The organism is Helicobacter pylori FD535, assembly GCF_000296015.2.
GTDB classification, from domain to species: Bacteria; Campylobacterota; Campylobacteria; order Campylobacterales; family Helicobacteraceae; genus Helicobacter; species Helicobacter pylori_CT.
In genome coordinates this window covers 26608-49263 of the sequence record NZ_AKHP02000005.1, presented here as the reverse complement: position 1 = coordinate 49263, position 22656 = coordinate 26608, and the positions used below count along the sequence as shown (strand labels likewise).

Here is a 22656-nt window from a genome sequence, read left to right as displayed (position 1 = left end):
ATGGATTTTTTAAACGACCATATAAATGTTTTTGGCTTGATTGCAGCACTTGTGATTTTAGTTTTAACCATCTATGAATCCAGCTCGCTCATTAAAGAAATGCGCGACAGCAAATCTCAAGGTGAGCTTATAGGAAACGGGCATTTGATTGATGGGATAGGGGAGTTTGCTAATAATGTGCCAGTAGGCTGGATCGCAAGCTTTATGTGCACGATTGTGTGGGCTTTTTGGTATTTTTTCTTTGGGTATCCGCTGAATAGCTTTTCTCAAATCGGGCAATACAATGAAGAGGTTAAAGCGCACAACCAAAAATTTGAAGCCAAATGGAAGCATTTGGGTCAAAAGGAATTGGTGGATATGGGTCAAGGCATCTTTTTAGTCCATTGTTCGCAATGCCATGGCATCACCGCTGAGGGCTTGCATGGGAGCGCTCAAAATCTGGTGCGTTGGGGTAAAGAAGAGGGCATTATGGACACCATTAAGCATGGCTCTAAAGGCATGGATTATCTCGCTGGGGAAATGCCCGCTATGGAATTAGACGAAAAAGACGCTAAAGCGATTGCGAGCTATGTGATGGCAGAAATTTCTGGCGTTAAAAAAACCAAAAACCCTCAACTCATTGATAAAGGCAAGGAGCTGTTTGAAAGCATGGGTTGCACAGGCTGTCATGGCAATGATGGTAAGGGTTTGCAAGAAAATCAAGTATTTGCGGCCGATTTGACCGCTTACGGCACAGAGAATTTTTTGAGAAATATCTTAACGCATGGCAAAAAGGGCAATATAGGGCATATGCCATCATTCAAGTATAAAAACTTTAGCGATTTGCAAGTTAAAGCGTTAGCTGAATTTATCCAATCGCTAAAACCCTTAGAAGATTAAAGGAAAAGAGATGAAATTTTTAAACGGATTAGCAGGGAATTTACTGATTGTGGTTATCTTATTGTGTGTGGCCGTTTTTTTTACGCTCAAAGCGATCCATATCCAAAAAGAGCAAGCCACCAATTATTACCGCTATAAGGATATTAACGCTTTAGAAACAAAAAACACCCAAAACCGGGCTAATTATGAATTGGTCAATCAAGGGAGTAAAAAATGAAATTCACGACTTTAGAAAAAATCTTAGCCTTAATGGTAGTAGCGACCATTTTAATGACGATTGTTATTTCTTTTGTGCCAAACTTGTTTTTGTTTAGCACATGAGAATCTTATGGCTTGTAATAGCCTTTGTTTGTTGTTTGGGGGCTGATGATTATGTTTTTAATAATTCTAAGGGGCGTTTGGTAGAAAAAAGCGTTGCGTTTGTGGAGGGCGTTTCTAAAGAGCTTTATCTTAAAACAGGCGTGCGTTTTGTGATTGATATGACGGATTTTGAAAAAAACCCTATCGCTTTGGCGTCTAAAAAGGAACGCCAAAATTATCAAGAGGGCTTTTTAAAGCAGCTCAAACCCCCTTTTGTGGTATTCTTTTTTTACCATGACGCTCAAAAAATAGAATTAGTGGCTAACCCTAAGGATTTGTTAGACACTGATAAAATCTTTTTTGAAAAAATCGCTCCCTTACTCCCTACAAACCCTAAAGAATACACGCCCCAAAGGATTTCAGCCATGCTCATTAACGGCTATTCGGTCGCAGTAGATGCTTTAGCACAAAAATATCGTGTGAATATCACGCAAAATTTTAACGCTCCTAAGGGAGTCACTTTTGTAAAGGTGGTTATTTATATTTTATTATTGACGCTTTTAGGCGCGTTTTTGGGGCTTTATTTTTTTAAAAAATCTTAAGAGAGAAACCAATGAAAGAAAAAAACTTTTGGCCTTTAGGGATCATGAGCGTGCTTATTCTTGGGCTTGGGATCGTGGTGTTTTTGGTGGTGTTTGCCCTAAAAAATTCGCCTAAAAACGATTTAGTGTATTTCAAAGGGCATAACGAAGTGGATTTAAACTTTAACGACATGCTTAAAACTTATGAAAACTTTAAATCCAATTATCGTTTTTTAGTGGGTTTAAAGCCCCTTACTAAAAGCCCTAAAACCCCCATTTTACCCTATTTTTCTAAAGGCACGCATGGGGATAAAAAACTCCAAGAAAACCTTTTAAAAAACGCTTTGATTTTGGAAAAATCCAACACGCTTTATGCGCAATTGCAACCGCTCAAACCCGCTTTAGATCCGCCAAATATTCAAGTGTATTTAGCGTTTTATCCCAGCAAATCACAGCCCAGATGGTTAGGAACGCTTGATTGTAGAAGCGCATGCGAGCCTTTAAAATTTGATTTGTTAAAGAGCGACAAAATGGGGCGTTATAAGATCCTTTTTAAATTTGTTTTTAAAAATCAAGAAGAATTGATTTTGGAGCAACTGGCTTTTTTAAAGTAGTGCGTTTAAAAAATGCCTTTAGCGTTTTTTATTGGCACTCAATCATTAAAAAAGCCTGAATTTTCTATCCAAAGGATATAATAAGGCTATGGGTTTTTTAAAAGTTTTTAAACATGATGCTTTGGGGCAATTAGGGAATGTTGTTGTGGGGAATTTTTTAATAACGCTCACTATTTTAGCGGTTTGTTTTTCCTCTCAAGGTGCTGAAGAAACGACCATGCTCACCCTAAGCTACACGCTCTTTTTTGTCTTGGGGGCGTTTTTACTGATTGCAATCAGTGTGGGAGCGATTAAAAATCTCAACGCGCTTTTTTCTAAAAGGGGGGTTTTAAGCTTTTCTTTACCTATTAGTTTAGAGTCTTTATTGCTCCCTAAAATCTTGCTCCCTATGGTGTTTTTTATTTTCAGTTTGTTCTGGTTTGTGGCGAGCGTGCGTTTGGGCTATTATCTTTTTAACGCGCAATCCAGCGTGCTGTTTATCTTGCACACCGCTTTAAAAACCTTTGTGTTAAAACCCACTAAAACCCTAGGTATCGCGCTGTTTTTAGGGCTTGTTTTAATGAAATTTTTGTTTGTTTTGAGCGTTTTAAACGCTATTAGGATCAAAAAAGCGCGTTTTTTACTAGGGGGGCTGTTATTCATTCTTGTGGGGGTTGTTTTGGAATTAGCGTTTAATTCGCTACTGCCCTTAATGAGTTCCAGTTTAAGCATCAATGAGGGGTTTTATTATTTCTTGCAACAACAAGAATTACAAGAAAACAAATACTACCTTTTATGGGGGGTGGATTTTTTAAAAATCCTTTTATTGTATGGAATGATTCGTTACTTGCTCACGCATAAATTAGAACTAGATTAAGAAAAGCGGTATTGCAAATATTCATCAGTGAGCAAGCAATCTTTAGTCTTTAACAAACTGGCATAAAACCCATGCTGATAGCCTAATTCAAAAAGCTTGTCTATGGCGAGAATTTGAATCTCGTTTAAGCGCGTTGAAGTTTCATTCGCATACAAGCTTAAATAAGTTTGTAGCTGCTCTTTATTGACACGAATGAGCGAGCGCTCTAACAGCATGCCAGAGAGCAGATTTTGGTGTTTTAAAGCGACTTCAACCGCTTTAATCAAAGCCTTTTTAATCAAAATCGCACGATACAAGGGGATAGAGCGCCTAATCGCCATGCCCCCTAAAGGCAGGGGTAAATCGTCAACTTTAATGAGTTCTTGCCAAACATCCCACAATTCTTTTTCCACTTCTAATTCATTATGGAAATCCAAGATACTTTCATGGATGAGCACGCCTGCATGCACTTTTTCTTCCAAAACCGCTTTTTCAATGTCTAAAAAATTCATGTAAGCGATGCGCGCATGTTTGTAATAGATCTTAAACAAGAGGGCGTTGGTGGTGTGCTCCCCGCTTAATGCGACTCTAAAATCTTTTTTCAATTTCACGCCCTTTTTTTTCACTAATTTAGGCCCATAACCATTCCCAAAGCTTGTCGCTGTGGGGAGCAAGGCGTAATCGTTCGCAATTTTAGGGTATAGCCCAAAGCTGATTGCGCTCACATCATAAGTGTTTTTTAGGGCTTCTTGGTTTAGGGTTTCAATATCAAGGGCAATGTTGTGGAATGTTTTATTCTTAATGGGGCAATCTATCCAGCCAAACTTAATCGCATAATACATGAAAATATCATCAGCATCAGGGCTATGAGCGACACTAATCAAAGTAAAATCCTTTTGTGATGGGGTAAGTCCTTTTATTATAATAGATTTTAGGCTAGGATTTGATAGAATAAACAAATCAAATTCAATAAGGTAATTTAATGGCAATAGATGAAGACAAACAAAAAGCGATTTCTTTAGCGATCAAACAAATTGATAAGGTTTTTGGCAAGGGGGCGTTGGTGCGCCTTGGGGATAAGCAAGTAGAAAAGATTGACGCTATTTCTACAGGCTCGTTAGGGTTGGATCTGGCTTTAGGGATTGGGGGCGTTCCAAAAGGTAGGATCATTGAAATTTATGGGCCAGAGTCAAGCGGGAAGACCACTTTAAGCTTGCATATTATTGCAGAATGCCAAAAAAATGGCGGCGTGTGCGCGTTTATTGACGCTGAGCATGCCTTAGATGTGCATTATGCTAAGAGATTGGGCGTGGATACGGAAAATTTACTCGTTTCCCAACCTGATACAGGCGAGCAAGCTTTAGAGATTTTAGAAACGATCACCAGAAGCGGAGGGATTGATTTAGTGGTGGTGGATTCCGTAGCGGCTCTTACGCCTAAAGCGGAGATTGATGGGGATATGGGCGATCAGCATGTGGGCTTGCAAGCAAGGCTTATGAGCCATGCGTTAAGAAAAATCACCGGTGTCTTGCACAAGATGAACACTACTCTCATTTTTATCAATCAAATCAGAATGAAGATTGGCATGATGGGTTATGGGAGTCCAGAGACCACAACTGGGGGTAATGCCTTAAAATTCTATGCGAGCGTTAGGATTGATATTAGAAGAATTGCGGCTTTAAAACAAAACGAACAGCATATTGGCAACAGGGCTAAAGCCAAAGTGGTTAAAAATAAAGTCGCTCCGCCTTTTAGAGAAGCGGAATTTGACATCATGTTTGGGGAGGGGATTTCTAAAGAGGGCGAAATCATTGATTACGGCGTGAAATTAGACATTGTGGATAAGAGTGGGGCATGGCTTAGCTACCAGGATAAAAAGCTAGGGCAAGGCAGAGAAAACGCTAAAGCCTTACTCAAAGAAGATAAAGCCCTAGCGAATGAAATCACTCTTAAGATTAAAGAGAGTATTGGCTCTAATGAAGAGATCATGCCCTTACCGGATGAGCCTTTAGAAGAAATGGAATAGAAAGGATTTTGATGCTAACCATTAAAGACATTCATGCTTTAGAAGTGATGGATAGTAGGGGCAATCCTACCATTCAAGCCAGCGTGATTTTAAGCGATAACACTAAGGCGAGTGCGATTGTGCCTAGCGGGGCGAGCACCGGTAAAAGAGAAGCGTTAGAATTAAGGGATAATGACAAAACCCGTTTTTTGGGTAAAGGGGTTTTGAGGGCATGCGAAAATGTCAATAGCGTGATCAAACACCATTTAATAGGGCTTGAAGCGATCAATCAAGCCTTTGTAGATGAGAGGTTAAAGGCTTTAGATGGCACGCCTAATTACGCTAATTTAGGGGCGAATGCTGTTTTGGGCGTTTCTATGGCGTTAGCAAGGGCTAGCGCGAAGGCTTTAAATCTGCCATTATACCGCTATTTAGGGGGGGCTAACGCTCTGACTTTGCCTGTGCCGATGCTCAATATCATCAACGGCGGAACGCATGCGAATAATTCCATAGACTTTCAAGAATACATGATCATGCCTTTAGGGTTTGAAAGTTTTAAAGAAGCCTTAAGAGCGAGCGCAGAAGTCTATCACACGCTTAAAAAACTTTTAGATGGAAAGAATCAGCTCACAAGCGTGGGCGATGAGGGGGGCTTTGCGCCTAATTTTAACAACAATGTAGAACCCCTTGAAGCCATTTCTCAAGCCATTGAAAAAGCCGGCTATAAGTTAGGCGAAGAAATAGCGCTCGCTTTAGATGTAGCGAGCAGCGAATTGGTGGATGAAAATTTCAATTACCATTTAAAGGGTGAAAATAAGATTCTAGATTCGCATGAATTAGTGGCTTATTATAAAGAATTGGTGGCAAAATATCCGATTGTGTCCATTGAAGATGGTTTGAGCGAAGACGATTGGGAGGGTTGGGCGTTTTTAAGCAAGGAATTAGGGCGTCAAATCCAGTTAGTGGGCGATGATTTGTTTGTAACGAACGCCAGTCTCTTGCAAAAAGGCATTGAAAAAAACATTGCGAACGCCATTTTAATCAAACCCAATCAAATCGGCACCATTAGTGAGACTTTAGAGACCATAAGATTAGCCAAACACCATGCCTATCAATGCGTGATGAGCCATAGAAGCGGGGAGAGTGAGGACAGCTTTATCGCTGATTTTGCAGTCGCGCTCAATACGGGAGAAATCAAAACCGGATCCACCGCAAGGAGCGAAAGGATCGCTAAATACAACCGCCTTTTAGAGATTGAGCATGAATTAAAAGGGGGGGTTTATATCGGCAAAGAGTTGTTTAAGCATGGCTAATGGCCTTTTTGAAAACGATGAAATCAAAGACAACAAAGCGCGAGATTTTTTCTATAGCCATAGCTCCCTTATTGTCTTTTTCCTTTTACTGCTTGGATTTGGGTATTATTTAGGGAAGTTGCTTTTTGGGGGTTCTTCTTTGGAAGTCTATTTGGATTTAAGAGACAAGCATGAACGATTGCAACAAGAAATCACCGAATTGCAAAGCAAGAATGTACGCTTGCAAAAGCGTTTGTTTGAGTTGAAGGAATTACGGCCTAGAGATTAGATTTAAGGAAAATGGTAGTGTTAAAAAAGATGATAGGTGTGGTGGTGGTTTTAAGCGTTTTATTGGCTAGAGACAACCCTTTTGAGCCTGAAATCAATTCCAAGAATTTGCAAGGGGGCTTTAATGGGATCTATGATAGTTATTTTAAAGAAATCCATGTGGATTTGCCCACGAGCGCTAGGATTTTAAAACAAATCACGCTCACTTACCAGGATATTGATGGCTCTATCCATTCTAAAGTCGTGGGCATTGATAAAAGCATTGATTGGCATTACCCCTTAAAGCTCTCCCAACACACCCTTGATCAAGCCGCTTTTGAAAAACGCTACCAGATCCAAGATTTTGATTTTTCCATGGCAAACAACACGATGATTTTGCGTTCCCCTTATAAAATTTTGCGCTCTTTTGTGCTAGTCAATCCTTATAGAATCGTGTTAGACACGCAAAAAGGCCCTTTGGATATTTATCAAAATAGGGATTTAAACCAGAAATTTTTTTCTCAAATTAAAGTCGGCACGCACAAAGATTATTACCGCATCACGCTCATTTTAGACGGGAAATACCGCTATCTTTTGGAAGAAAAAAACGGGGCGTATGAATTAAAATTGAAATAAAAGCATGCAGCATTTAGTCTTAATCGGTTTTATGGGGAGCGGTAAAAGCTCTTTAGCGCAAGAATTGGGGCTTGCTTTGAAATTAGAAGTGTTGGATACGGATATGATCATTAGCGAGAGGGTGGGTTTGAGCGTGAGAGGGATTTTTGAAGAGCTTGGCGAAGACAATTTCAGGATGTTTGAAAAAAATCTGATTGATGAATTAAAAACGCTCAAAACCCCCCATGTTATTTCTACCGGTGGGGGCATTGTGGTGCATGATAACCTTAAGGGTTTAGGTGCAACTTTTTATCTCAAAATTGATTTTGAGACCTTGATTAAGCGTTTGAATCAAAAAGAAAGGGAAAAACGCCCCCTTTTAAATAATCTCACTCAAGCCAAAGAGCTTTTTGAAAAACGCCAAGCCCTCTATGAAAAAAACGCCTCCTTTATCATTGATGCAAGGGGTGGTTTAAATAATTCTTTAAAACAAGTGCTACAATTCATCGCATAAATTTTTTTTAAAGGCCTTTTGATGTTAAGTAGAGACATTGTCCAGTATTCCAAGATCCGCACCGAGCTATACGCTTATCTTACCTATTTGTTTTCGCACAATATCCGCAACCACCTCCCTGAAATCACTTTGGATTATTTAAACAAACAGATCAGAAAAATGCACGCTGAAATCAAAATGGCAAAAAGTTTTTTTGTGTTAGACGCTAAGGGCATGCTCATTCTTAAGCCAAGCCAACTTAAAGAGCAGGGGCATAAGGAGGGGATATTAGAGCATGATTTAACAGAAGGGATTGAATTAGAATCGCATGCCAACTTTAGCGATAAATATTATTTTTATCAAGCCGTGAGTGAAAAGCGTTGCATTTTAACCGATCCCTACCCTTCTAAAAAAGGAAACCATTTGGTAGTGAGCGCATCTTACCCGGTGTATGATCAAAACAATGATCTAGCGTTTGTGGTGTGCTTGCAAATCCCTTTGAGGGTGGCGATTGAAATCAGCTCGCCTTCAAAGTATTTCAGAACCTTTAGCGAAGGGAGCATGGTCATGTATTTTATGATTTCTATCATGCTCACTTTAGTGTCGTTGCTTTTATTTGTGAAATGCATTTCTAGCTTTTGGACAGCGATTGTCAATTTTAGCAGTTTTGACATTAAAGAAGTGTTCCACCCCATTGTGCTTTTAACCCTAGCCTTAGCCACCTTTGATCTGGTCAAGGCGATTTTTGAAGAGGAAGTTTTGGGTAAAAATAGCGGGGACAACCACCATGCGATCCACCGCACGATGATCAGGTTTTTAGGCTCTATCATTATCGCATTGGCCATTGAAGCGTTAATGCTAGTGTTTAAATTCAGCGTGAGCGAACCGGATAAAATCACTTATGCGGTGTATTTGGCTATTGGCGTGGCGGTGCTTTTGATCAGTTTGGCGATCTATGTTAAATTCGCTTATAGCGTGTTGCCCAAACGAGAACGCTAAGAGTTAAAAAATTTTTCTTTTAAGCGTTTGAAAATCCTATTCAATCTAAAAAAGACATATTCTAAAAGGGTTTTTGGATTGAGTAGGGGGGCAAGAAATTCAAAGGTTTTTTGTTTGTCTTTAAGGCTTAAAAATTCTGTCATTTGTTTAAGGAATTTCACGGAATATTCGGCATAAAAAGGGGTTTTTAAAAGAGTCTCATGCCATTCTTTAGAATATAAAGCAGTGGGTAAAACCCAAGGTTTCCCTACAAAATAAAAATGCAGCATGACGATTTCTTGTTGGTTAGGAATGAAGCGTTTTTGACTGGCCATGAAAGGGTGGGTGTTATAAATATAAGGCAAGATTAAAACTTTTTGATAGCATGCGAGCGTTAAAAGATCCTGTTCAGGGTAAAACACGCACTGGCCTTTTTGACGGGTTAAATTGAGTAAGCGCTCTTCTAAATGATCAGCACGCCATAGCTTTAAATTCACGATCAAAAACCCGGCGTTATAATTGCTTTCATGAATGATTTTCATGTCTTTTTCTTTAAGGTAATGCTCATAAAGAGAAAAGGCTCGACGAGGCTCTCTTTCTCTTTCCTTTTGAAAATGTTTAGGGCTTTTAGGAGAAGAAAAATCTTTAGCCGCTCCAAAATAATAACCATCTAGCGGGATAAAAAAACTCTCGCTCACATCATTTAAAAACAAAGTGTCCGCATCAAACATGATAATTTTGTCGTATTGCGGGAATAAAGAAGCCAAAAACAAGCGGCACATGACCATTTTAGAAAAGCGAGTCTTGGCGTAAATATTGAGTTGCAAAAAAGCTTCATGGATCTTATCAATCGCAGAGGGTTTTATTGAAGTGGTGCAAAGATTAGGGGTTGAAATGTCTAAAAAATCCACGCTCGCAAAAGCGCTAAAGGGGGCTAGAGTCTCTTTTAGTTTGCGCTGGTTTTCAAGGCTTAAGTTATCCACCAGGCAGTGGATTTTATAAAAAAGTTTTTTATCATGGTATTCTGTTTTAGCGCAAGCTAGCATGGAATACAAGCTCACGCCAGCTGGAATGGCATAATGATTGTCAAAAGCGATGACAATAGGAATAATAATACTCATTTTAAGTGGTTTTCCTAAAATAGGTTTTTAATTAAATTTAATCCAAAGTTGAATTTATTTTTTTGAATATTATACTATAATAACCAATTAGATTGGGGTTTTACTGATTTTTTTTGTGTGAGCTTTGGTTTAGTTTTGTAAGGAATGAGATGATAAAGAGTTGGACTAAAAAGTGGTTTTTGATTTTATTTTTAACGGCAAGTTGTTTCAGTTATTTGGTGGCTACAACCGGTGAGGCATATTTTAAAATGGCTACTCAAGCCTTTAAGAGAGGGGATTACCATAGAGCGGTGGCTTTTTATAAGAGGAGCTGTAATTTAAGGGTGGGGGTTGGTTGCACGAGTTTGGGCTCTATGTATGAAGATGGCGATAGCGTGGATCAGAATATTCCAAAAGCCGTTTTTTATTACAAAAGAGGGTGTAATTTAAGGAATCATCTCGCTTGCGCGAGTCTAGGCTCTATGTATGAAGATGGCGATAGCGTGCAAAAAGATCTTCCAAAGGCTGTCTATTATTACAGGAGAGGGTGCCATTTAAAGGGTGGGGTGAGCTGCGGGAGTTTAGGTTTTATGTATTTTAACGGCACGGGCGTGAAGCAAAATTATACCAAAGCCCTTTCTCTTTCTAAATACGCTTGCAGTTTGAATTACGGCATTAGTTGTAACTTTGCGGGGTATATGTATAGGAACGCAAAAGGCGTACAGAAGGATTTGAAAAAAGCCCTTACGAATTTTAAAAGAGGGTGCCATTTAAAAGACGGAGCGAGCTGTGTGAGCTTGGGATACATGTATGAAGTCGGCATGTATGTCAGACAAAATGAAGAGCAAGCCTTGAATCTTTATAAAAAGGGTTGTCATTTAAAAGAAGGGAGCGGTTGCCATAATGTGGCGGTGATGTATTACACGGGTAAGGGCGCTTCAAAGGATTTAGATAAAGCTACTTCGTATTATAAGAAAGGTTGCACTTTAGGCTTTAGCGGTAGTTGTAAGGTGTTAGAAGAAGTGATTGGCAAGAAGTCTGATGATTTGCAAGATGATGCGCAAAACGACACGCAAGATGACACGCAATAAGCTTAAAGCTTAGGAGCTAATGATTAAAAACTCATCTTATAGAAATCTTTCTATATCTCTTGCTTCAAATAGGGATTGAGCGTCTCTATTGGTGGGTATTGAGATTAAAAATCTATTAAATCTAGGGTTTGGATTTATTTTCATGTTGGTAATAAAACACTCAAAGGCATTTTAAAACAAATATAAAAGAGCTTACACAGACACAAGCGGTAATTTTTTAAAGCGCTTCTTAGGGGGTTTAATGGGGTTAAAGGGGGTGTTATCTCAAAATCCCCCTATCCGCTTTAAAAAATACCACAAAATAAAAATTAACTATCAAAAAGCTTAAAAACAAGTTTTTGAAAAAAGAATATTGACTATTCACATTTGATAAAAACAAAAACCTTTATTCAATCAAAATAAGGTTAAAAATCCAATCAAAAAGGAGTTTTATAACTCTTTATAGGATTTTACAAGCTTACAGCAACAAAACTTTTTGTTGGTTTTCATCGTTAAAAAATGCTTTGATCCTTTTTGCATTTCACTCAATATTCGTATAAAGCGCAACCACATCATCATCGTCTTCAATCCTGTCCAGTAATTTTTCGGTAAGCTCCATTTGTTCGTCATTCAATTCAATGGGCGTTGTGGCGATGCGTTGCAAACCCGCTTTTAAAATGGGCAATCTCAAGCTTTCAAATCCCTCATTTAAGAGCTTGAAGCTGTTGTAATCCCCTCTAATAACAATCTTGTCTTCCACTTCTTCTAATTCTTCCAAACCATAATCAATGAGAGCGAATTCTAAATCCTCTAGGCTGAGCTTTAAATTTTCCACTTCATTTTTCAAGCATTCAAACACGCTTTTTCGGTTAAACATAAACTCTAAAGAGCCATTAGGCACGATGCTTGCCCCTTGCGTTTTATTGAAATAGCTTTTAAGGTTGGCAATGGTTCTGGTGGGGTTATCAGTCATGCATTCTATAATGATTAGCACGCCAAAATTCGCCTTACCCTCATAAGTGATTTCACTCAAATTCCCTTCTTTACTGCTCGCTCTTTTAATCGCTGCGTCAATATTGTCTTTAGGCATGTTTTGCGCTTTAGCGTTTAAAATCGCTGTCCGTAGTTTGGCGTTCGTGTCCGGCTCGCTCCCGCCATCTTTTGCCGCTAGAGTGATCGCTTTGGCGAGCTTGGGGAAAACCTTGCTCATCTTATCCCATCGTTTTTCTTTAGCCGCTCTTCTGTATTCAAACGCTCGTCCCATTCAATTCCTTTGTAATAAGTTAGCCACTTCTTTAGCATGATAGCTGATAATCATATCCGCTCCCGCTCTTTTAAAACAAGTCATCGTTTCTAATAAAACGCTTTCATAATTGATCAGGTTGTGTTGTTGCGCGAGTTTGAGCATGGCGTATTCCCCGCTCACATTATAGAGCGCTAAAGGGAGCAAAGTGTGATCTCTAATTTCTTTAACAATATCCAAATACGCCAAAGCCGGTTTCACCATTAAAATATCCGCGCCCTGTTTTTCATCTTCTAAACTTTCTAAAAGTGCTTCTTTTTTATTGGCGTAATCCATTTGATAGCTTTTGCGATCGCCAAAACTCGGCACAGAGTTTGCCGCATCTCTAAAAGGCCCATAGTAACTGCTCGCAAATTTAGTGGAATAGCTCATGATGGGCGTGTGGGTATAGCCGGCGTTATTGAGCGCTTTTCTCAAGCTGAAAACATTCCCATCCATCATGTTGCTTGGAGCTAGAATATCCACACCGCTTTCAGCTAAAATAAGCCCTTGAAGATTTAAAATCTCTAGCGTTTTATCGTTAGACACAGAAGCGTTTTCTAAAATCCCGCAATGCCCATGGTCGGTGTATTCACAAAAACACAAATCCGCTATAACGATCAAATCTTTAAATCGTTTTTTAACCTCTTTAATGGCTTTTGCAACAATATGATCCTTATTTAACGCATGGCTTCCTGTAGCGTCCTTATGTTTAGGAATGCCAAACAATAAAACGGCTTTGATGCCTAAACCCACTAATTCTTCGCATTCTTTTAAAAGAGGCTCCATGCTCATTTGATAAACGCCAGGCATGGAGCTGATTTCATTTTTAATACAACTACCGCTTTCTGTGACGAACAAGGGAGCGATGAAATCATCAATATTTAGATGGGTTTCTCTTACCATCGCTCTTAAGTTTTCGCTGCTTCGTAATCTTCTCAATCGTTTGAACATGTTCTCTCTTTATTGTTTTTCTTTAACCCCACAATTGGCTTCTTCTGTTCTTTTCATCCCATTCATTTCTCTCAAATTTTCGGGGGGGGTAGCTCTTCATTATCCTCTTCTAAATCGTAAAAACTATTAAAAACGCAATCATGGATAGTGAAACAAATTCTCCCATTACTATAATGATAACTCAAATTCAACCCCATAGCCTCTAAAGCGTTTTTAATGATATACATGCCTAACCCAAAACCATGGGCTTGGCTGGGGTTAGAAGATTTAAAGTAGGGTTGCAAATATTTTTCAAAATCTTCTTTTAAAGGTTTGCTTTTATTGGACACCACTAAATTATTTCCTATGAAATCCAAAAACACCTGTTTGTCATCGCTGTATTTAATCGCATTATCTACCATGTTTTTTAACGCTATAGAAAACAATTCAAAATCCGCTTCAATAATGTAATTTGAAGAGGATACATGGATAGGGCTTTTTTTATCCTCATCAATTAAAAGCATTTTTTCAATCTTGTCTATCAAATCGCTCATTAAAAATTTTTCTTTATTGCTCCCGTAATTTTTGGAAGCGAGCTGCTCAATGCGGGCAAATTGCTCAATCAGCATGTTCAAGTGATCAAATATAGATGAAAAGCGTTTGTAAGACAGCTCTTCTTTGAGCATAGAGCTTAGTATCTTGCCCTTAGTGATAGGGGTGCGTAATTCATGCATGATAGAGCGCAAAAATAAAACCCGAGATTCATTCATCGCATTCATTTTTTGGATGCAATTGTCAAATTCGTTAGCCAGATCCCCTATTTCATCTTTTTGCTTGCTTTTGCAACTCACGCTTTTATCCCCTTGAGTGAAGCGTTTCACTTGAGATCTCAACTCTCTTAAGGGCAATAAACTCTGTAAAACGAATAAAAAGAGGAATAAAATCAATAATAAACCCACCGTAATAGCTAAGAAATAATTCCTATAAGAAACCGAATGCAAATCTTTATAAAGCACAAAATGCTCATCCTTTTTTAAAAGGATAAAAACCATATCGCTGAATTTAAACACTTCAGCATACCCAATATTTCTGTGGTGCAACTGGTGGCGTCTTTTGGCTAAAACCTTTTCTAAATTTTCTATCGTGATTTCTCTAAAACCAATTTTATAGAGGTAATCTTCTATGGCTCTGTAATCAGAGTAGTTATTTAAAATTTCATTGATAGTAGTAACAAACTGATAATGGCGCATTTCGTTTTGATATTTTTCGTGAGTGATTTGAGAAGACACGAAATAGTAAGCGAACGCTCCAAAACTAAAGAGCGTTATCATAAACAAAGCGACAACTTTAAAAAAGATAGAGAAACGCAAAACCCCTTAACTCCTTATTAGAATATCAGTATTCTAATTTATAACCAATCCCTCTAACAGAGATGATATATTGCGGTTGTTTAGGATTTTTTTCAATCTTAGATCGCAAACGGCCAATGATCACATCAATGCTTTTATTAGAGCTTTCAGGGTTGATGCTCTCGCTCTCAATTGCAATGCTTTCACGGCTAAACACATAGCCTTTTTTGCTAATGAGAAGCGAAAGGATTTCATATTCAGCCCTAGTTAAGTCTAGCTTTTTTTCATGCATATACACTTCTCGGCTATCCTTATCCACCCTAAAGATATTCGCATCGCTTGGCTCACTCACTTCTTCTTTTTTATGAGAACGCCTGAGTAAGGACTGGATACGAGCTAGTAATTCTTTAGGGTCATAGGGTTTAGGGAGGTAATCATCAGCCCCATAATCTAGCGCTTTAATCTTATCTTCCACATCGCTTCTTGCTGAAGAAATAATAATAGGGATATGTTTTTGTTTGGAGATGCGCCTACACACTTCAAGCCCGTCTAAATTAGGCAAAGTCAAATCCAACAACAACAAATCATAATTTTGTGTGTTAGCCGCACTAATGCCGGTATATGGCTCATCGTAATTGGTTACATGAATGCCATGTTGGAGCAAAAACTCGCTCAAAAACTCGGCTAATTCTATATCATCTTCTATCATTAAAACTTCTATCATACTTCAATTAACTCCTTCAATGATTTCTACAACTTTAAAAACGATTAACTTTGTTAATGTTTTAGGGAACTAATTCTAGCATTTTATTATTAAAGATACCTTGAAAATATTTTAAAAATAAAAATTCAAAACATTATCATAGTTATTAACGGGATTTAAGGCTTTGTTTTCATGGAATATTGAAAATTAAAGTCTTATTTTTTAATGTTTTTAAAAAATTCCTTTGCTCATTTTTCACTCTGCGCTTTCTCGTTCCAAAGATTCTAATCGTTTTTCAAGCGCGCTCAATTGGTATTGCAAGAAACGTGCCACTAAATCCAAACGCTTTAACGCTTCTTTTTCTTCTAGAGCTTGCATGCCTTTAAACAACACTAAGGTTCTCTCTAGTAAATTTTTTAAAAAAACCCGCTCGTTTGGAATTGGCGCTTGCGTGGGGTTTTCTTGCACGGTTTCTTCTGTAATGATTTCTAGCGCCTCTTCTTCTTTTTCTTCTGTATTCTCTTCTGTGATTTTTTCTTGCGTTTCTATTTTGGCAGCGTTTTTTGGCTCTAAAGGGGTGTTAGCGTTTTTAGGGTTTGTGGTGTTTTGCAAATTGGAGGGCGTTTTGAAAAAAGAGGGCGTTTTTTGTGCCACACCATCATCAATGGTTTGAGCCATTTTTTCAATTTCATTAAGGGTTTCTGAAATAATGTTTTTCAATTCCATTCTACCAGCCATTTTTCTAAATTTTCAACGCTCAAACGATCCCCTTTGATAAAATTTAAATAGTGCCGCTCTAGTGTCGCATCGTGTTTGAAAGGAGCGCAATTTTTTTGGATTTTTTCCAAACGCTTCATTTGTTTTAACGCCTCTGTATGGTTAGGAGTTTTTTCTAAAATATTAGTATAAATTTGCAACGCTTCTTCAAAAAACCCTTGTTCTTCATAAATACGAGCGAGTGTGATCGTTTCTAATGGCATGCGTTTCTCTTAATCGTTTTTAATCCCTAATCTCTAAACGCCATTTTTAGACTCTGACTTGGGTGCGTAAAAAACTAAAAGCCGGTAAAGGTGCGGGCAATCGCACTAAATTCACATTCCCGCTATGGATAGTTTCTAACTCGGTGTTATTTTCTAAAAGGATTTTATACAGCACTAAATAAGAGCGTTTTTCAAAGGTGTAAATCTTGCCAATTTCATTGACTATGGGCGTGATAGCCGCATTTTTGGGAGCGATGATTTCATAAGCAATGTTAGTGGTAGTGGTGAATTTGCATGCAAAAAACCGCCCGTCTTCGGTTATTTCGCCATTGACTTGAAAATCCCCTTCGCTAATGGCTGTTTGGTAGTTTTGAGTGTCTAGCCTTTCAAAAGGCCTTCGCATCAAATAGCCGTCCGTAAAACCCCTGTTTTTAAGCGTGTTCAATTCGCTAGCATAAAAACTCGGCTTTAAGGTGTTATGGTAAAAATCATCAACCGCTAAACGATAGATGCGCGTGGTTTGCGCGGCGTAGTAACTGGACTTGGTGCGCCCTTCAATCTTGAGCGCGCTAATGGCGTTTGAACTCAAAATTTCAGCGATATGGCCAGAAAGGTTCAAATCTTTAGCGTTAAAAATATGCGTGCCTACGCCCTCTTCTTCAACCAACCTCATCATCACGCCATTATCAGGGTTTTTCACATAATATTCATAATCAAACCGGCAATCATTCGCGCAACTCCCTCTATTAGGCACGCGCCCCTTTTGTAAGGCCGAAATCAAGCAGCGCCCTGAAAAGGCAAAGCACATGCTCCCATGCACAAAGATTTCTAATTCTAAATCGGGTAAGGCTTTTTTAATCTCAATCGCATCATTCAGGCTCAATTCCCTAGCGCACACAATGCGTTTAACCCCTAAATCATAAAACACTTGCGCATCTAATAAATTTAAGACATTCGCTTGCGTGGATAAATGGATAGGAACATGCGGGGCGATTTTTGAAGCGAGTTTCACCACCCCAGGCGCAGCGATAATAAAAGCGTCTGGCTCTAATTCTGCCATTTTATTAATATGTTCTTCTAAAAGTTTGAGTTGTGAATTGAAAGGGAAACCATTGATGGTCGCATAGACTTTTTTATCCAGCGCATGGGCGTAGTCAATCCCTTCTTTAAAGGTTTCTAGAGTGAATTCCTTGCCTGCACGATTGCGTAAAGAAAAATGGCTCACCCCCCCATAAACTGCATCAGCCCCATAGTTGAGAGCGATTTTAAGTTTTTTTAAATTACCAGCGGGAGAGAGTAATTCAACTTGGTTCAAAACTACTTGGCTCCAAAAGAAGCGATCAAGGCTTCAATATCATCAGCGCTGGCTAAATCCTTATCGTCATCGCCGGTGATATAAGTCGCTGAACTCACGCGCTTAGAATCATCAATTTTGCCTTCAAAAAGCGAATTCATGTATTGGCTGAGCGCTCGCATGACATTGACCACTCGTTCAATTTTTTGGCGGTGAATGTCTTGAAACTGCATAATATCCATCGCTTGCATGGAGCTATCAGAGCAATTAGTGGCTTCTTCTTCAATGCTTTTAAGGGCGTTTAGGATTTCTTGTTGTTCGTTGAGTGCGGTTTTAAAAGATTCAACATGGGGGAAATGGCCATGCAAATTGTCAAAAATTTCTTGGTGTTTTTGCAAAGGTTCTTGGATTTTTTTAACCATTTTAGCGATCTTTTCAGCGCTAGCCCCGATCAAATCCAATTGATCAAAAATTTGCGTGGCTTTCACTTCAGAATCTCTTGTAACATCATCTAATTGATGCACGACTTTATGCTCTTCAGTGGGGGGAGGGGGAGGCCATTCATTAGGGCTAATCTTGCCGTATTTTTCAGCGTCTTCTTTTTTGACGGTCATTTTTTGGCTAGAGCTTTCTTTGGATTCTTTAGCCTCTTCTTTCTCTTTAACCTCCTCTTTAGCTTCCTCTTTAATCTCTTCTTTAGTTTCTAGGGCTTCCAAATTTTCTAAATCGCCACCATTCATCAAAGCGTCTAATTCTTCTTGTGTCATTGTTGTTCCTTGCCAATTGGTTTTAAAAAGCGTTTTTAACCATAATTCTTAGCTGTCATTTTAGCGCACTTAAGCTTTAGCAATCAAAACGCCCTCTAAAATCGCATCAATATCGCCGTCTAGTATCGCTTCCACATTGCTATAAGCGGTGTTGGAGCGCGCGTCTTTGACTTGCTGGTAGGGGGCTAGGACATAACTTCTTATTTGATGCCCCCAGCCGATCTCGCTTTTTTCTTCATTTTTGGTGCTGCTTTGCTGCTTTTCTAATTCCAATTCATAAAGCTTGGATTTAAGCATTTTTAACGCGCTCGCTTTGTTTTTATGCTGGCTCCTGTCGTTTTGGCATTGCACCACAATACCGGTAGGGAAATGCGTGATCCTAACCGCGCTTTCTGTTTTATTGACATGCTGACCGCCTGCCCCACTGGCTCTATAATAATCATAACGGACATCTTTTTCATCAATTTCTATATCAATGTCATCGTCTAATTCAGGGCTAATTTGCACGCTCGCAAAACTCGTGTGCCGTTTGGCGTTCGCATCAAAGGGCGAAATCCTTACAAGCCTATGCACCCCGCTTTCATTTTTCAAATAGCCATAAGCATTTTCGCCCTTAATGATAAAGGCGACCCCTTTAATGCCCGCTTCTTCGCCATCTTGATAATCTAAAATCTCGCTTTTAAAGCCCCTTCTTTCCGCCCATCTCAAATACATGCGATACAAAATACTCGCCCAATCCTGGCTTTCCGTCCCCCCCGCTCCAGGCTGAATGGTGATAATAGCGTTTGAGGCGTCGTTTTCACCGCTTAACATGATTTCAATTTCTACTTTTTGGACGCTGTGTTCTAAAACAGGAGCCTCTTCATAGAGTAAGGATAAAGTAACCTCATCGTTATCGTTTTGAGCGAGTTCAAACAATTCCACGCTTTCATCTAAAGCATTTTTGGTTTTTTGATAGGTTTCTAGCAAGCGGTTCAGGCGCACTTTTTCTTTATTGGTGTCTCTGGCTTTTAAGACATCTTGCCAAAAATTAGGGTCTTCTTGTTCTTTTTCAATGCGTTCTAATTCTTGTTTGATCTTTTCAGGCTTGATGATTAAAGCGATATTATCGCATTTGTTTTGCAAGCTTTTTAACAATTCGCTATAGGTGTAGTTATCCACAAACAGAACCTTTATGAGTGGGGTTTTAAACTTGCCATTATAGCATTGTTAAAAGCCATTTCAATTTTCAAACCTTAAAATTTCAATTTCGCCCTGAACCAATCCCACTCCTTCATCAATTAAAGCGATAGAATCCACTTGCGCAAGGGCTTGAATCGCTCCTGATTCATAGCGGTTGTTGTTGTAAGGAATGAATTGGTGGTTTGAATAGTTGCCTAAAATTAAATGCGTGCGTTTGCCTTCAAGCTTTAAAGGGGCATTGATTTGAGCCTTAAAGGGTTTTAGTTTAAAATCTTTGTTTAAGGATAAGCGTTCCAGCAAGGGTAGAATCAAAACCCGTAAAACCAATAAGCAGCTTAAAGGATTGCCCGGTAAGCCTATAATGATACTTTGATTGAGTTGGGCTAAAGTTACCGGTTTTCCAGGCTTGAGATTGACTTTTTCATAATAAAAAAGGGCGTTTTTTTCTTTCAAAGCGTCTTTAAAAAAGTCTTTATCCCCCACACTCACCCCTGCGCTTGAAAGGATGACATCATAGTCTTGTGATTCAAGTGGTTTAAGCTGTAAATTTTTATCGTCTTTTAAAACCCCTAGAAAATGCGTGTTGTAGTTTTTAAGCATGTTAAAAATACCCACTGAATTAACATCATAAACTTGGCATTCTAGGGCGTTTTGCCCTAAAGGCGCTAATTCATCGCCGCTGCTAAATAAAGCGATTTTTAATTTTCTAAACGCTTTGATTTCTTTTAGCCCTTGAGAGGCAATGAGTGCGATATGCCCATAATTCAAACGGGTATTTTTAGGGACTAACACGCTGTTTAAAGAAGCGTTTTCGCCCTTTTGACGGATATTGGCGTTTATTTTAAAATCTTTGGGAGCTAGGGCGGAATTTTTATGGCTTTCTAGCATGCATTCTATAGGGATAATCGTTTCTATTCCCTTTGGCACCATCGCTCCAGTCATGATTTTAACGCATTCATTTTCTTTAATTTCTAAAGCGCTCACATCATCTCCGGCAAAAATGCGCTGAATGACTTGAGTTTTTTTGCCTAAATCCTGCATTTTAAACCCATAGCCATCCATTGCGCTTTGATTGAATTTAGGCAGGGCGTGAGTGCAAATAATATCCTCTGCCAAAATGCGCCCTACGCTTTCAAACAAAGAGATAACCTCTATTTCTAAGGGTTTTAGGGGAATGCTAGAATGGATTTTTAGAGCTTCTTTAAAACTAATCATTATTAATCCTTTAAAAGATTTTGCTAATGGCGCTAAAGGCCAGGCTGATTTCTTCTTTAAAACGCCCCATGATAGCCGAAGCGATTAAAATAATGCCCACAAACCCGATCGCAATTTTAACCGGAAATCCGATAGCGAGCAGGTTGAACTGGGGGTGGGTTTTCATGATCATGCCAAAAATAATATCGCTCAATAACACCAAGCATAAAATAGGGAACGCCATAGAAAACCCTATGACAAACAAGTGCGAAAAGGCTTTGACAATGTTTTTAGCTAGCGCTGGCTCAAAGACAAATTGCCCTAAAGGGACGGCTTTTAAGCTGTGATCCACAAACAAAATGATTTGATGGTGGAACGATAAATCCAATAAAATTAAAATCGCTAACAATAAAAGGGCTTGCCCCACAATGGGTTTTTGCGATCCTGAAATAGGATCATACGCGCTCGCCATTGTAAGCCCCATAGAAAAGCTGATGCTATCGGTTGCAAACACTAAGCTTGCAAAGACGATTTGTAAAAAGACAGACGCGCACACCCCTAAAAACAATTCGCATAAGCATGCAATGATAAAACCCTCTGGCGTGTAAGCGGCGTTTGAAAACTCTAAAGTGGGGTAAAAAATCACGCTCACATACAAGCTCAAAGCCCCACGCACCGACAAAGGCACTAAATGGTTTTCAAAAAAAGGGAAAAGAGACAGCACGCCGCTAACCCTTAAAAACAACAAGAAAAAATCCCTGACATGGGGGGTGCTAAGCTCTTGAATAAAATCTAGCATTCTTTTTCTTTAAGGATAAAAAAGTAGTGCGCTAGCATTAGGGTTTGCAATAAGGTGGCAAAAAAATTAAAAAAAGGGATTAAGGAAAAAAGATAGCAAAAAAACGAAAAACGATAATGCTTTAACCGGTGCTGTTTGAGTAAATTTTGATAGCTTTGGTGATTAAAAATCATGCTGGCTATATCCAAACTCATGGTGTTTTTGAAAAAAAGAAAATGCGGAATTATGGAAAAAAAGACCCCAAAGACCCCCATAAAGGGAATGAAATAAAAGGGCGTTAAAACCGCTAGTAATAAAAGCATCAAAGCGAGCGATTTTAAAAAATATTTAATAGAAAAAAGGATTGAGCCAAATTCTTCTAAAACGACATGGGGATAATATTTTTGGTGTAAATAAGAGACCACTAAAGGGGTGTAAAAAATAGACGCAAAAATATTGATGACTAAACTCAAAAGAATCACGATCCAAACAATAAGAAAATACACTAACGCTTTAAAAACCCATGCAAACACACCAGCAAAAAAGCCTTGAGAATGGGAATAATCATTCAAAGATTGCGGTAATAAAGTTTGGCAATAACCCACAATACTCCCGCCATTGTAGTAAAAAACAGCTCCAAAAAACGCCAGACTCAAAAGGATAGGGCCAAGATTGATTAAAAGCATTCTAGCGCTTAAAAAATCATTAAAGCTTTTTTTAAGGATAGATAAAGACAAAACCATAACCTGAAATCCTTCTTGACTCACTTTGTTGAGGGTATTTAAGCGCAAAGTCCCTTAATCTTACATAGTAAGCTTATAAATGAGATTGACTACAAGAATGATAGAAGTTATTTAATATGGAATAACATATAATAATAAATACATTATGGGGTAAAACAATATTATCAGTATCCAAGGACACAAAATGATTACAACAGCAATGGCAAATACAATATTCATTATTGTCTTATGAAATTTCGGATCTTCTTTAACATCCTTTTTCTTTCCAAAAAAAATATAACTAACACCAATAAATACAATAAATATTATTACAACATCTGCGGCAAACATTTTACCCGCTTTTAATGGAGTGGATAACTTTAAGCGTTTCTTACCCCTTAATGTGAGTTTTCTGTAATCATGGTAGCTGATTTTGTTTTAAT

The 22656-nt window shown here is 38.6% G+C and carries 26 protein-coding genes and 1 pseudogene; 12 read left to right on the top strand and 15 right to left on the bottom strand.

Annotated elements, in window-relative coordinates:
* The 5 genes from ccoP to DV63_RS10515 all read left to right on the top strand — a co-directional run bounded on the left by ccoP (position 1) and on the right by DV63_RS10515 (position 3230).
* On the top strand, positions 1–879 hold the full coding sequence (ccoP, locus tag DV63_RS10535) for a cytochrome-c oxidase, cbb3-type subunit III (RefSeq protein WP_017179816.1): 879 nt from the start codon (positions 1–3) through the stop codon (positions 877–879).
* 10 nt (positions 880–889) lie between these two features.
* Positions 890–1096, top strand: a complete 207-nt coding sequence (locus DV63_RS10530; RefSeq protein WP_000670506.1) for a DUF4006 family protein — start codon at positions 890–892, stop codon at positions 1094–1096.
* Positions 1097–1196: 100 nt separating this feature from the next.
* Complete coding sequence (locus DV63_RS10525) at positions 1197–1781, top strand: hypothetical protein (RefSeq protein ID WP_001222012.1); 585 nt, start codon at positions 1197–1199, stop codon at positions 1779–1781.
* 11 nt (positions 1782–1792) lie between these two features.
* On the top strand, positions 1793–2374 hold the full coding sequence (locus DV63_RS10520) for a hypothetical protein (RefSeq protein WP_000660410.1): 582 nt from the start codon (positions 1793–1795) through the stop codon (positions 2372–2374).
* Positions 2375–2462: 88 nt separating this feature from the next.
* Positions 2463–3230 (top strand): hypothetical protein, encoded by a 768-nt coding sequence (locus DV63_RS10515; RefSeq protein WP_000506279.1) that lies wholly within the window; start codon positions 2463–2465, stop codon positions 3228–3230.
* Here DV63_RS10515 and DV63_RS10510 read toward each other — a convergent pair.
* Positions 3227–4093 carry a menaquinone biosynthesis family protein gene (locus tag DV63_RS10510; RefSeq protein ID WP_000626291.1) on the bottom strand — a complete coding sequence of 289 codons (867 nt, stop codon included), beginning with the start codon at positions 4091–4093 and terminating at the stop codon, positions 3227–3229. The two genes, DV63_RS10515 and DV63_RS10510, sit on opposite strands and share 4 nt — an antisense overlap.
* 98 nt (positions 4094–4191) lie before the next feature.
* On the opposite strand from DV63_RS10510, the gene recA reads away from it, so the two are divergent.
* Genes recA through DV63_RS10480 form a run of 6 tightly spaced genes read left to right on the top strand, consistent with a single transcriptional unit; the run spans position 4192 to position 8880 of the window.
* Entirely contained in the window at positions 4192–5235 is a 1044-nt protein-coding gene (gene recA, locus DV63_RS10505; RefSeq protein WP_000952098.1) for a recombinase RecA, read from the top strand.
* 11 nt (positions 5236–5246) lie between these two features.
* Positions 5247–6527 carry a phosphopyruvate hydratase gene (gene eno, locus DV63_RS10500; protein WP_000955585.1) on the top strand — a complete coding sequence of 427 codons (1281 nt, stop codon included), beginning with the start codon at positions 5247–5249 and terminating at the stop codon, positions 6525–6527.
* Positions 6520–6795 (top strand): hypothetical protein, encoded by a 276-nt coding sequence (locus DV63_RS10495; RefSeq protein ID WP_001273467.1) that lies wholly within the window; start codon positions 6520–6522, stop codon positions 6793–6795. Before eno ends, DV63_RS10495 begins: the two co-directional genes overlap by 8 nt.
* A 17-nt stretch (positions 6796–6812) precedes the next feature.
* Positions 6813–7409 (top strand): AMIN domain-containing protein, encoded by a 597-nt coding sequence (locus DV63_RS10490; RefSeq protein WP_001864637.1) that lies wholly within the window; start codon positions 6813–6815, stop codon positions 7407–7409.
* A 4-nt stretch (positions 7410–7413) separates the two neighbouring features.
* A complete protein-coding gene (locus DV63_RS10485; RefSeq protein WP_001164310.1) occupies positions 7414–7902 on the top strand; it encodes a shikimate kinase in 489 nt (162 codons plus the stop codon).
* Between the two features lie 21 nt (positions 7903–7923).
* Entirely contained in the window at positions 7924–8880 is a 957-nt protein-coding gene (locus DV63_RS10480; RefSeq protein ID WP_000952276.1) for a PDC sensor domain-containing protein, read from the top strand.
* Here DV63_RS10480 and rfaJ read toward each other — a convergent pair.
* Positions 8877–9980: an HP0159 family lipopolysaccharide 1,6-glucosyltransferase gene (gene rfaJ, locus DV63_RS10475; RefSeq protein ID WP_000022406.1), complete on the bottom strand. Its 1104-nt coding sequence runs from the start codon at positions 9978–9980 to the stop codon at positions 8877–8879. The two genes, DV63_RS10480 and rfaJ, sit on opposite strands and share 4 nt — an antisense overlap.
* Positions 9981–10129: 149 nt before the next feature.
* On the opposite strand from rfaJ, the gene DV63_RS10470 reads away from it, so the two are divergent.
* On the top strand, positions 10130–11050 hold the full coding sequence (locus DV63_RS10470) for a tetratricopeptide repeat protein (RefSeq protein ID WP_000597859.1): 921 nt from the start codon (positions 10130–10132) through the stop codon (positions 11048–11050).
* Positions 11051–11570: 520 nt separating this feature from the next.
* Here DV63_RS10470 and DV63_RS10465 read toward each other — a convergent pair.
* The 13 genes and pseudogenes from DV63_RS10465 to DV63_RS18440 form a co-directional block, all read right to left on the bottom strand.
* Positions 11571–12293: a YebC/PmpR family DNA-binding transcriptional regulator gene (locus DV63_RS10465; protein ID WP_000532081.1), complete on the bottom strand. Its 723-nt coding sequence runs from the start codon at positions 12291–12293 to the stop codon at positions 11571–11573.
* Positions 12294–13265 (bottom strand): porphobilinogen synthase, encoded by a 972-nt coding sequence (gene hemB / locus DV63_RS10460; RefSeq protein ID WP_000476630.1) that lies wholly within the window; start codon positions 13263–13265, stop codon positions 12294–12296.
* Positions 13250–14614 (bottom strand): annotated as a pseudogene (arsS, locus tag DV63_RS10455) (acid-sensing histidine kinase ArsS). Before arsS ends, hemB begins: the two are co-directional and overlap by 16 nt.
* Positions 14615–14639: 25 nt before the next feature.
* A complete protein-coding gene (arsR, locus tag DV63_RS10450) occupies positions 14640–15317 on the bottom strand; it encodes an acid response regulator transcription factor ArsR (RefSeq protein WP_000573717.1) in 678 nt (225 codons plus the stop codon).
* 234 nt (positions 15318–15551) lie between these two features.
* Positions 15552–16022 carry a CiaD-like domain-containing protein gene (locus DV63_RS10445; RefSeq protein ID WP_017179814.1) on the bottom strand — a complete coding sequence of 157 codons (471 nt, stop codon included), beginning with the start codon at positions 16020–16022 and terminating at the stop codon, positions 15552–15554.
* The gene (locus DV63_RS10440) at positions 16013–16276 is read right to left on the bottom strand and encodes a tetratricopeptide repeat protein (protein WP_001127830.1); all 264 of its coding nucleotides are present in this window, start codon (positions 16274–16276) and stop codon (positions 16013–16015) included. Before DV63_RS10440 ends, DV63_RS10445 begins: the two co-directional genes overlap by 10 nt.
* Before the next feature lie 46 nt (positions 16277–16322).
* A complete protein-coding gene (locus tag DV63_RS10435; protein WP_001077414.1) occupies positions 16323–17591 on the bottom strand; it encodes a peptidase U32 family protein in 1269 nt (422 codons plus the stop codon).
* 2 nt (positions 17592–17593) lie between these two features.
* Positions 17594–18337 (bottom strand): protein phosphatase CheZ, encoded by a 744-nt coding sequence (gene cheZ / locus DV63_RS10430; protein WP_000191023.1) that lies wholly within the window; start codon positions 18335–18337, stop codon positions 17594–17596.
* A 69-nt stretch (positions 18338–18406) separates the two neighbouring features.
* Positions 18407–19498: a peptide chain release factor 2 gene (gene prfB, locus DV63_RS10425; protein ID WP_000371092.1), complete on the bottom strand. Its 1092-nt coding sequence runs from the start codon at positions 19496–19498 to the stop codon at positions 18407–18409.
* A 60-nt stretch (positions 19499–19558) separates the two neighbouring features.
* Complete coding sequence (locus DV63_RS10420) at positions 19559–20734, bottom strand: molybdopterin molybdotransferase MoeA (RefSeq protein WP_000622890.1); 1176 nt, start codon at positions 20732–20734, stop codon at positions 19559–19561.
* A 10-nt stretch (positions 20735–20744) separates the two neighbouring features.
* Positions 20745–21512 carry a flagellar biosynthetic protein FliR gene (gene fliR / locus DV63_RS10415; protein ID WP_000883772.1) on the bottom strand — a complete coding sequence of 256 codons (768 nt, stop codon included), beginning with the start codon at positions 21510–21512 and terminating at the stop codon, positions 20745–20747.
* Positions 21506–22234 carry an EI24 domain-containing protein gene (locus tag DV63_RS10410; RefSeq protein ID WP_000244485.1) on the bottom strand — a complete coding sequence of 243 codons (729 nt, stop codon included), beginning with the start codon at positions 22232–22234 and terminating at the stop codon, positions 21506–21508. The genes fliR and DV63_RS10410 overlap by 7 nt, the downstream gene beginning before the upstream one ends.
* Before the next feature lie 111 nt (positions 22235–22345).
* Positions 22346–22564, bottom strand: coding sequence for a hypothetical protein (locus DV63_RS18440; protein ID WP_000457010.1), 219 nt, complete (start codon positions 22562–22564; stop codon positions 22346–22348).
* Positions 22565–22656: the final 92 nt, after the last annotated feature.

Bases quoted from the DNA above. Each gene is read 5' to 3' on its own strand.
- ccoP (WP_017179816.1), top strand. From the start codon at position 1: ATGGATTTTTTAAACGACCATATAAATGTTTTTGGCTTGATTGCAGCA.
- DV63_RS10530 (WP_000670506.1), top strand. From the start codon at position 890: ATGAAATTTTTAAACGGATTAGCAGGGAATTTACTGATTGTGGTTATC.
- DV63_RS10525 (WP_001222012.1), top strand. From the start codon at position 1,197: ATGAGAATCTTATGGCTTGTAATAGCCTTTGTTTGTTGTTTGGGGGCT.
- DV63_RS10520 (WP_000660410.1), top strand. From the start codon at position 1,793: ATGAAAGAAAAAAACTTTTGGCCTTTAGGGATCATGAGCGTGCTTATT.
- DV63_RS10515 (WP_000506279.1), top strand. From the start codon at position 2,463: ATGGGTTTTTTAAAAGTTTTTAAACATGATGCTTTGGGGCAATTAGGG.
- recA (WP_000952098.1), top strand. From the start codon at position 4,192: ATGGCAATAGATGAAGACAAACAAAAAGCGATTTCTTTAGCGATCAAA.
- eno (WP_000955585.1), top strand. From the start codon at position 5,247: ATGCTAACCATTAAAGACATTCATGCTTTAGAAGTGATGGATAGTAGG.
- DV63_RS10495 (WP_001273467.1), top strand. From the start codon at position 6,520: ATGGCTAATGGCCTTTTTGAAAACGATGAAATCAAAGACAACAAAGCG.
- DV63_RS10485 (WP_001164310.1), top strand. From the start codon at position 7,414: ATGCAGCATTTAGTCTTAATCGGTTTTATGGGGAGCGGTAAAAGCTCT.
- DV63_RS10480 (WP_000952276.1), top strand. From the start codon at position 7,924: ATGTTAAGTAGAGACATTGTCCAGTATTCCAAGATCCGCACCGAGCTA.
- rfaJ (WP_000022406.1), bottom strand. From the start codon at position 9,980: ATGAGTATTATTATTCCTATTGTCATCGCTTTTGACAATCATTATGCC.
- DV63_RS10470 (WP_000597859.1), top strand. From the start codon at position 10,130: ATGATAAAGAGTTGGACTAAAAAGTGGTTTTTGATTTTATTTTTAACG.
- DV63_RS10465 (WP_000532081.1), bottom strand. From the start codon at position 12,293: ATGGGACGAGCGTTTGAATACAGAAGAGCGGCTAAAGAAAAACGATGG.
- hemB (WP_000476630.1), bottom strand. From the start codon at position 13,265: ATGTTCAAACGATTGAGAAGATTACGAAGCAGCGAAAACTTAAGAGCG.
- arsR (WP_000573717.1), bottom strand. From the start codon at position 15,317: ATGATAGAAGTTTTAATGATAGAAGATGATATAGAATTAGCCGAGTTT.
- DV63_RS10445 (WP_017179814.1), bottom strand. From the start codon at position 16,022: ATGGAATTGAAAAACATTATTTCAGAAACCCTTAATGAAATTGAAAAA.
- DV63_RS10440 (WP_001127830.1), bottom strand. From the start codon at position 16,276: ATGCCATTAGAAACGATCACACTCGCTCGTATTTATGAAGAACAAGGG.
- cheZ (WP_000191023.1), bottom strand. From the start codon at position 18,337: ATGACACAAGAAGAATTAGACGCTTTGATGAATGGTGGCGATTTAGAA.
- DV63_RS10420 (WP_000622890.1), bottom strand. From the start codon at position 20,734: ATGATTAGTTTTAAAGAAGCTCTAAAAATCCATTCTAGCATTCCCCTA.
- fliR (WP_000883772.1), bottom strand. From the start codon at position 21,512: ATGCTAGATTTTATTCAAGAGCTTAGCACCCCCCATGTCAGGGATTTT.
- DV63_RS10410 (WP_000244485.1), bottom strand. From the start codon at position 22,234: ATGGTTTTGTCTTTATCTATCCTTAAAAAAAGCTTTAATGATTTTTTA.
- DV63_RS18440 (WP_000457010.1), bottom strand. From the start codon at position 22,564: ATGTTTGCCGCAGATGTTGTAATAATATTTATTGTATTTATTGGTGTT.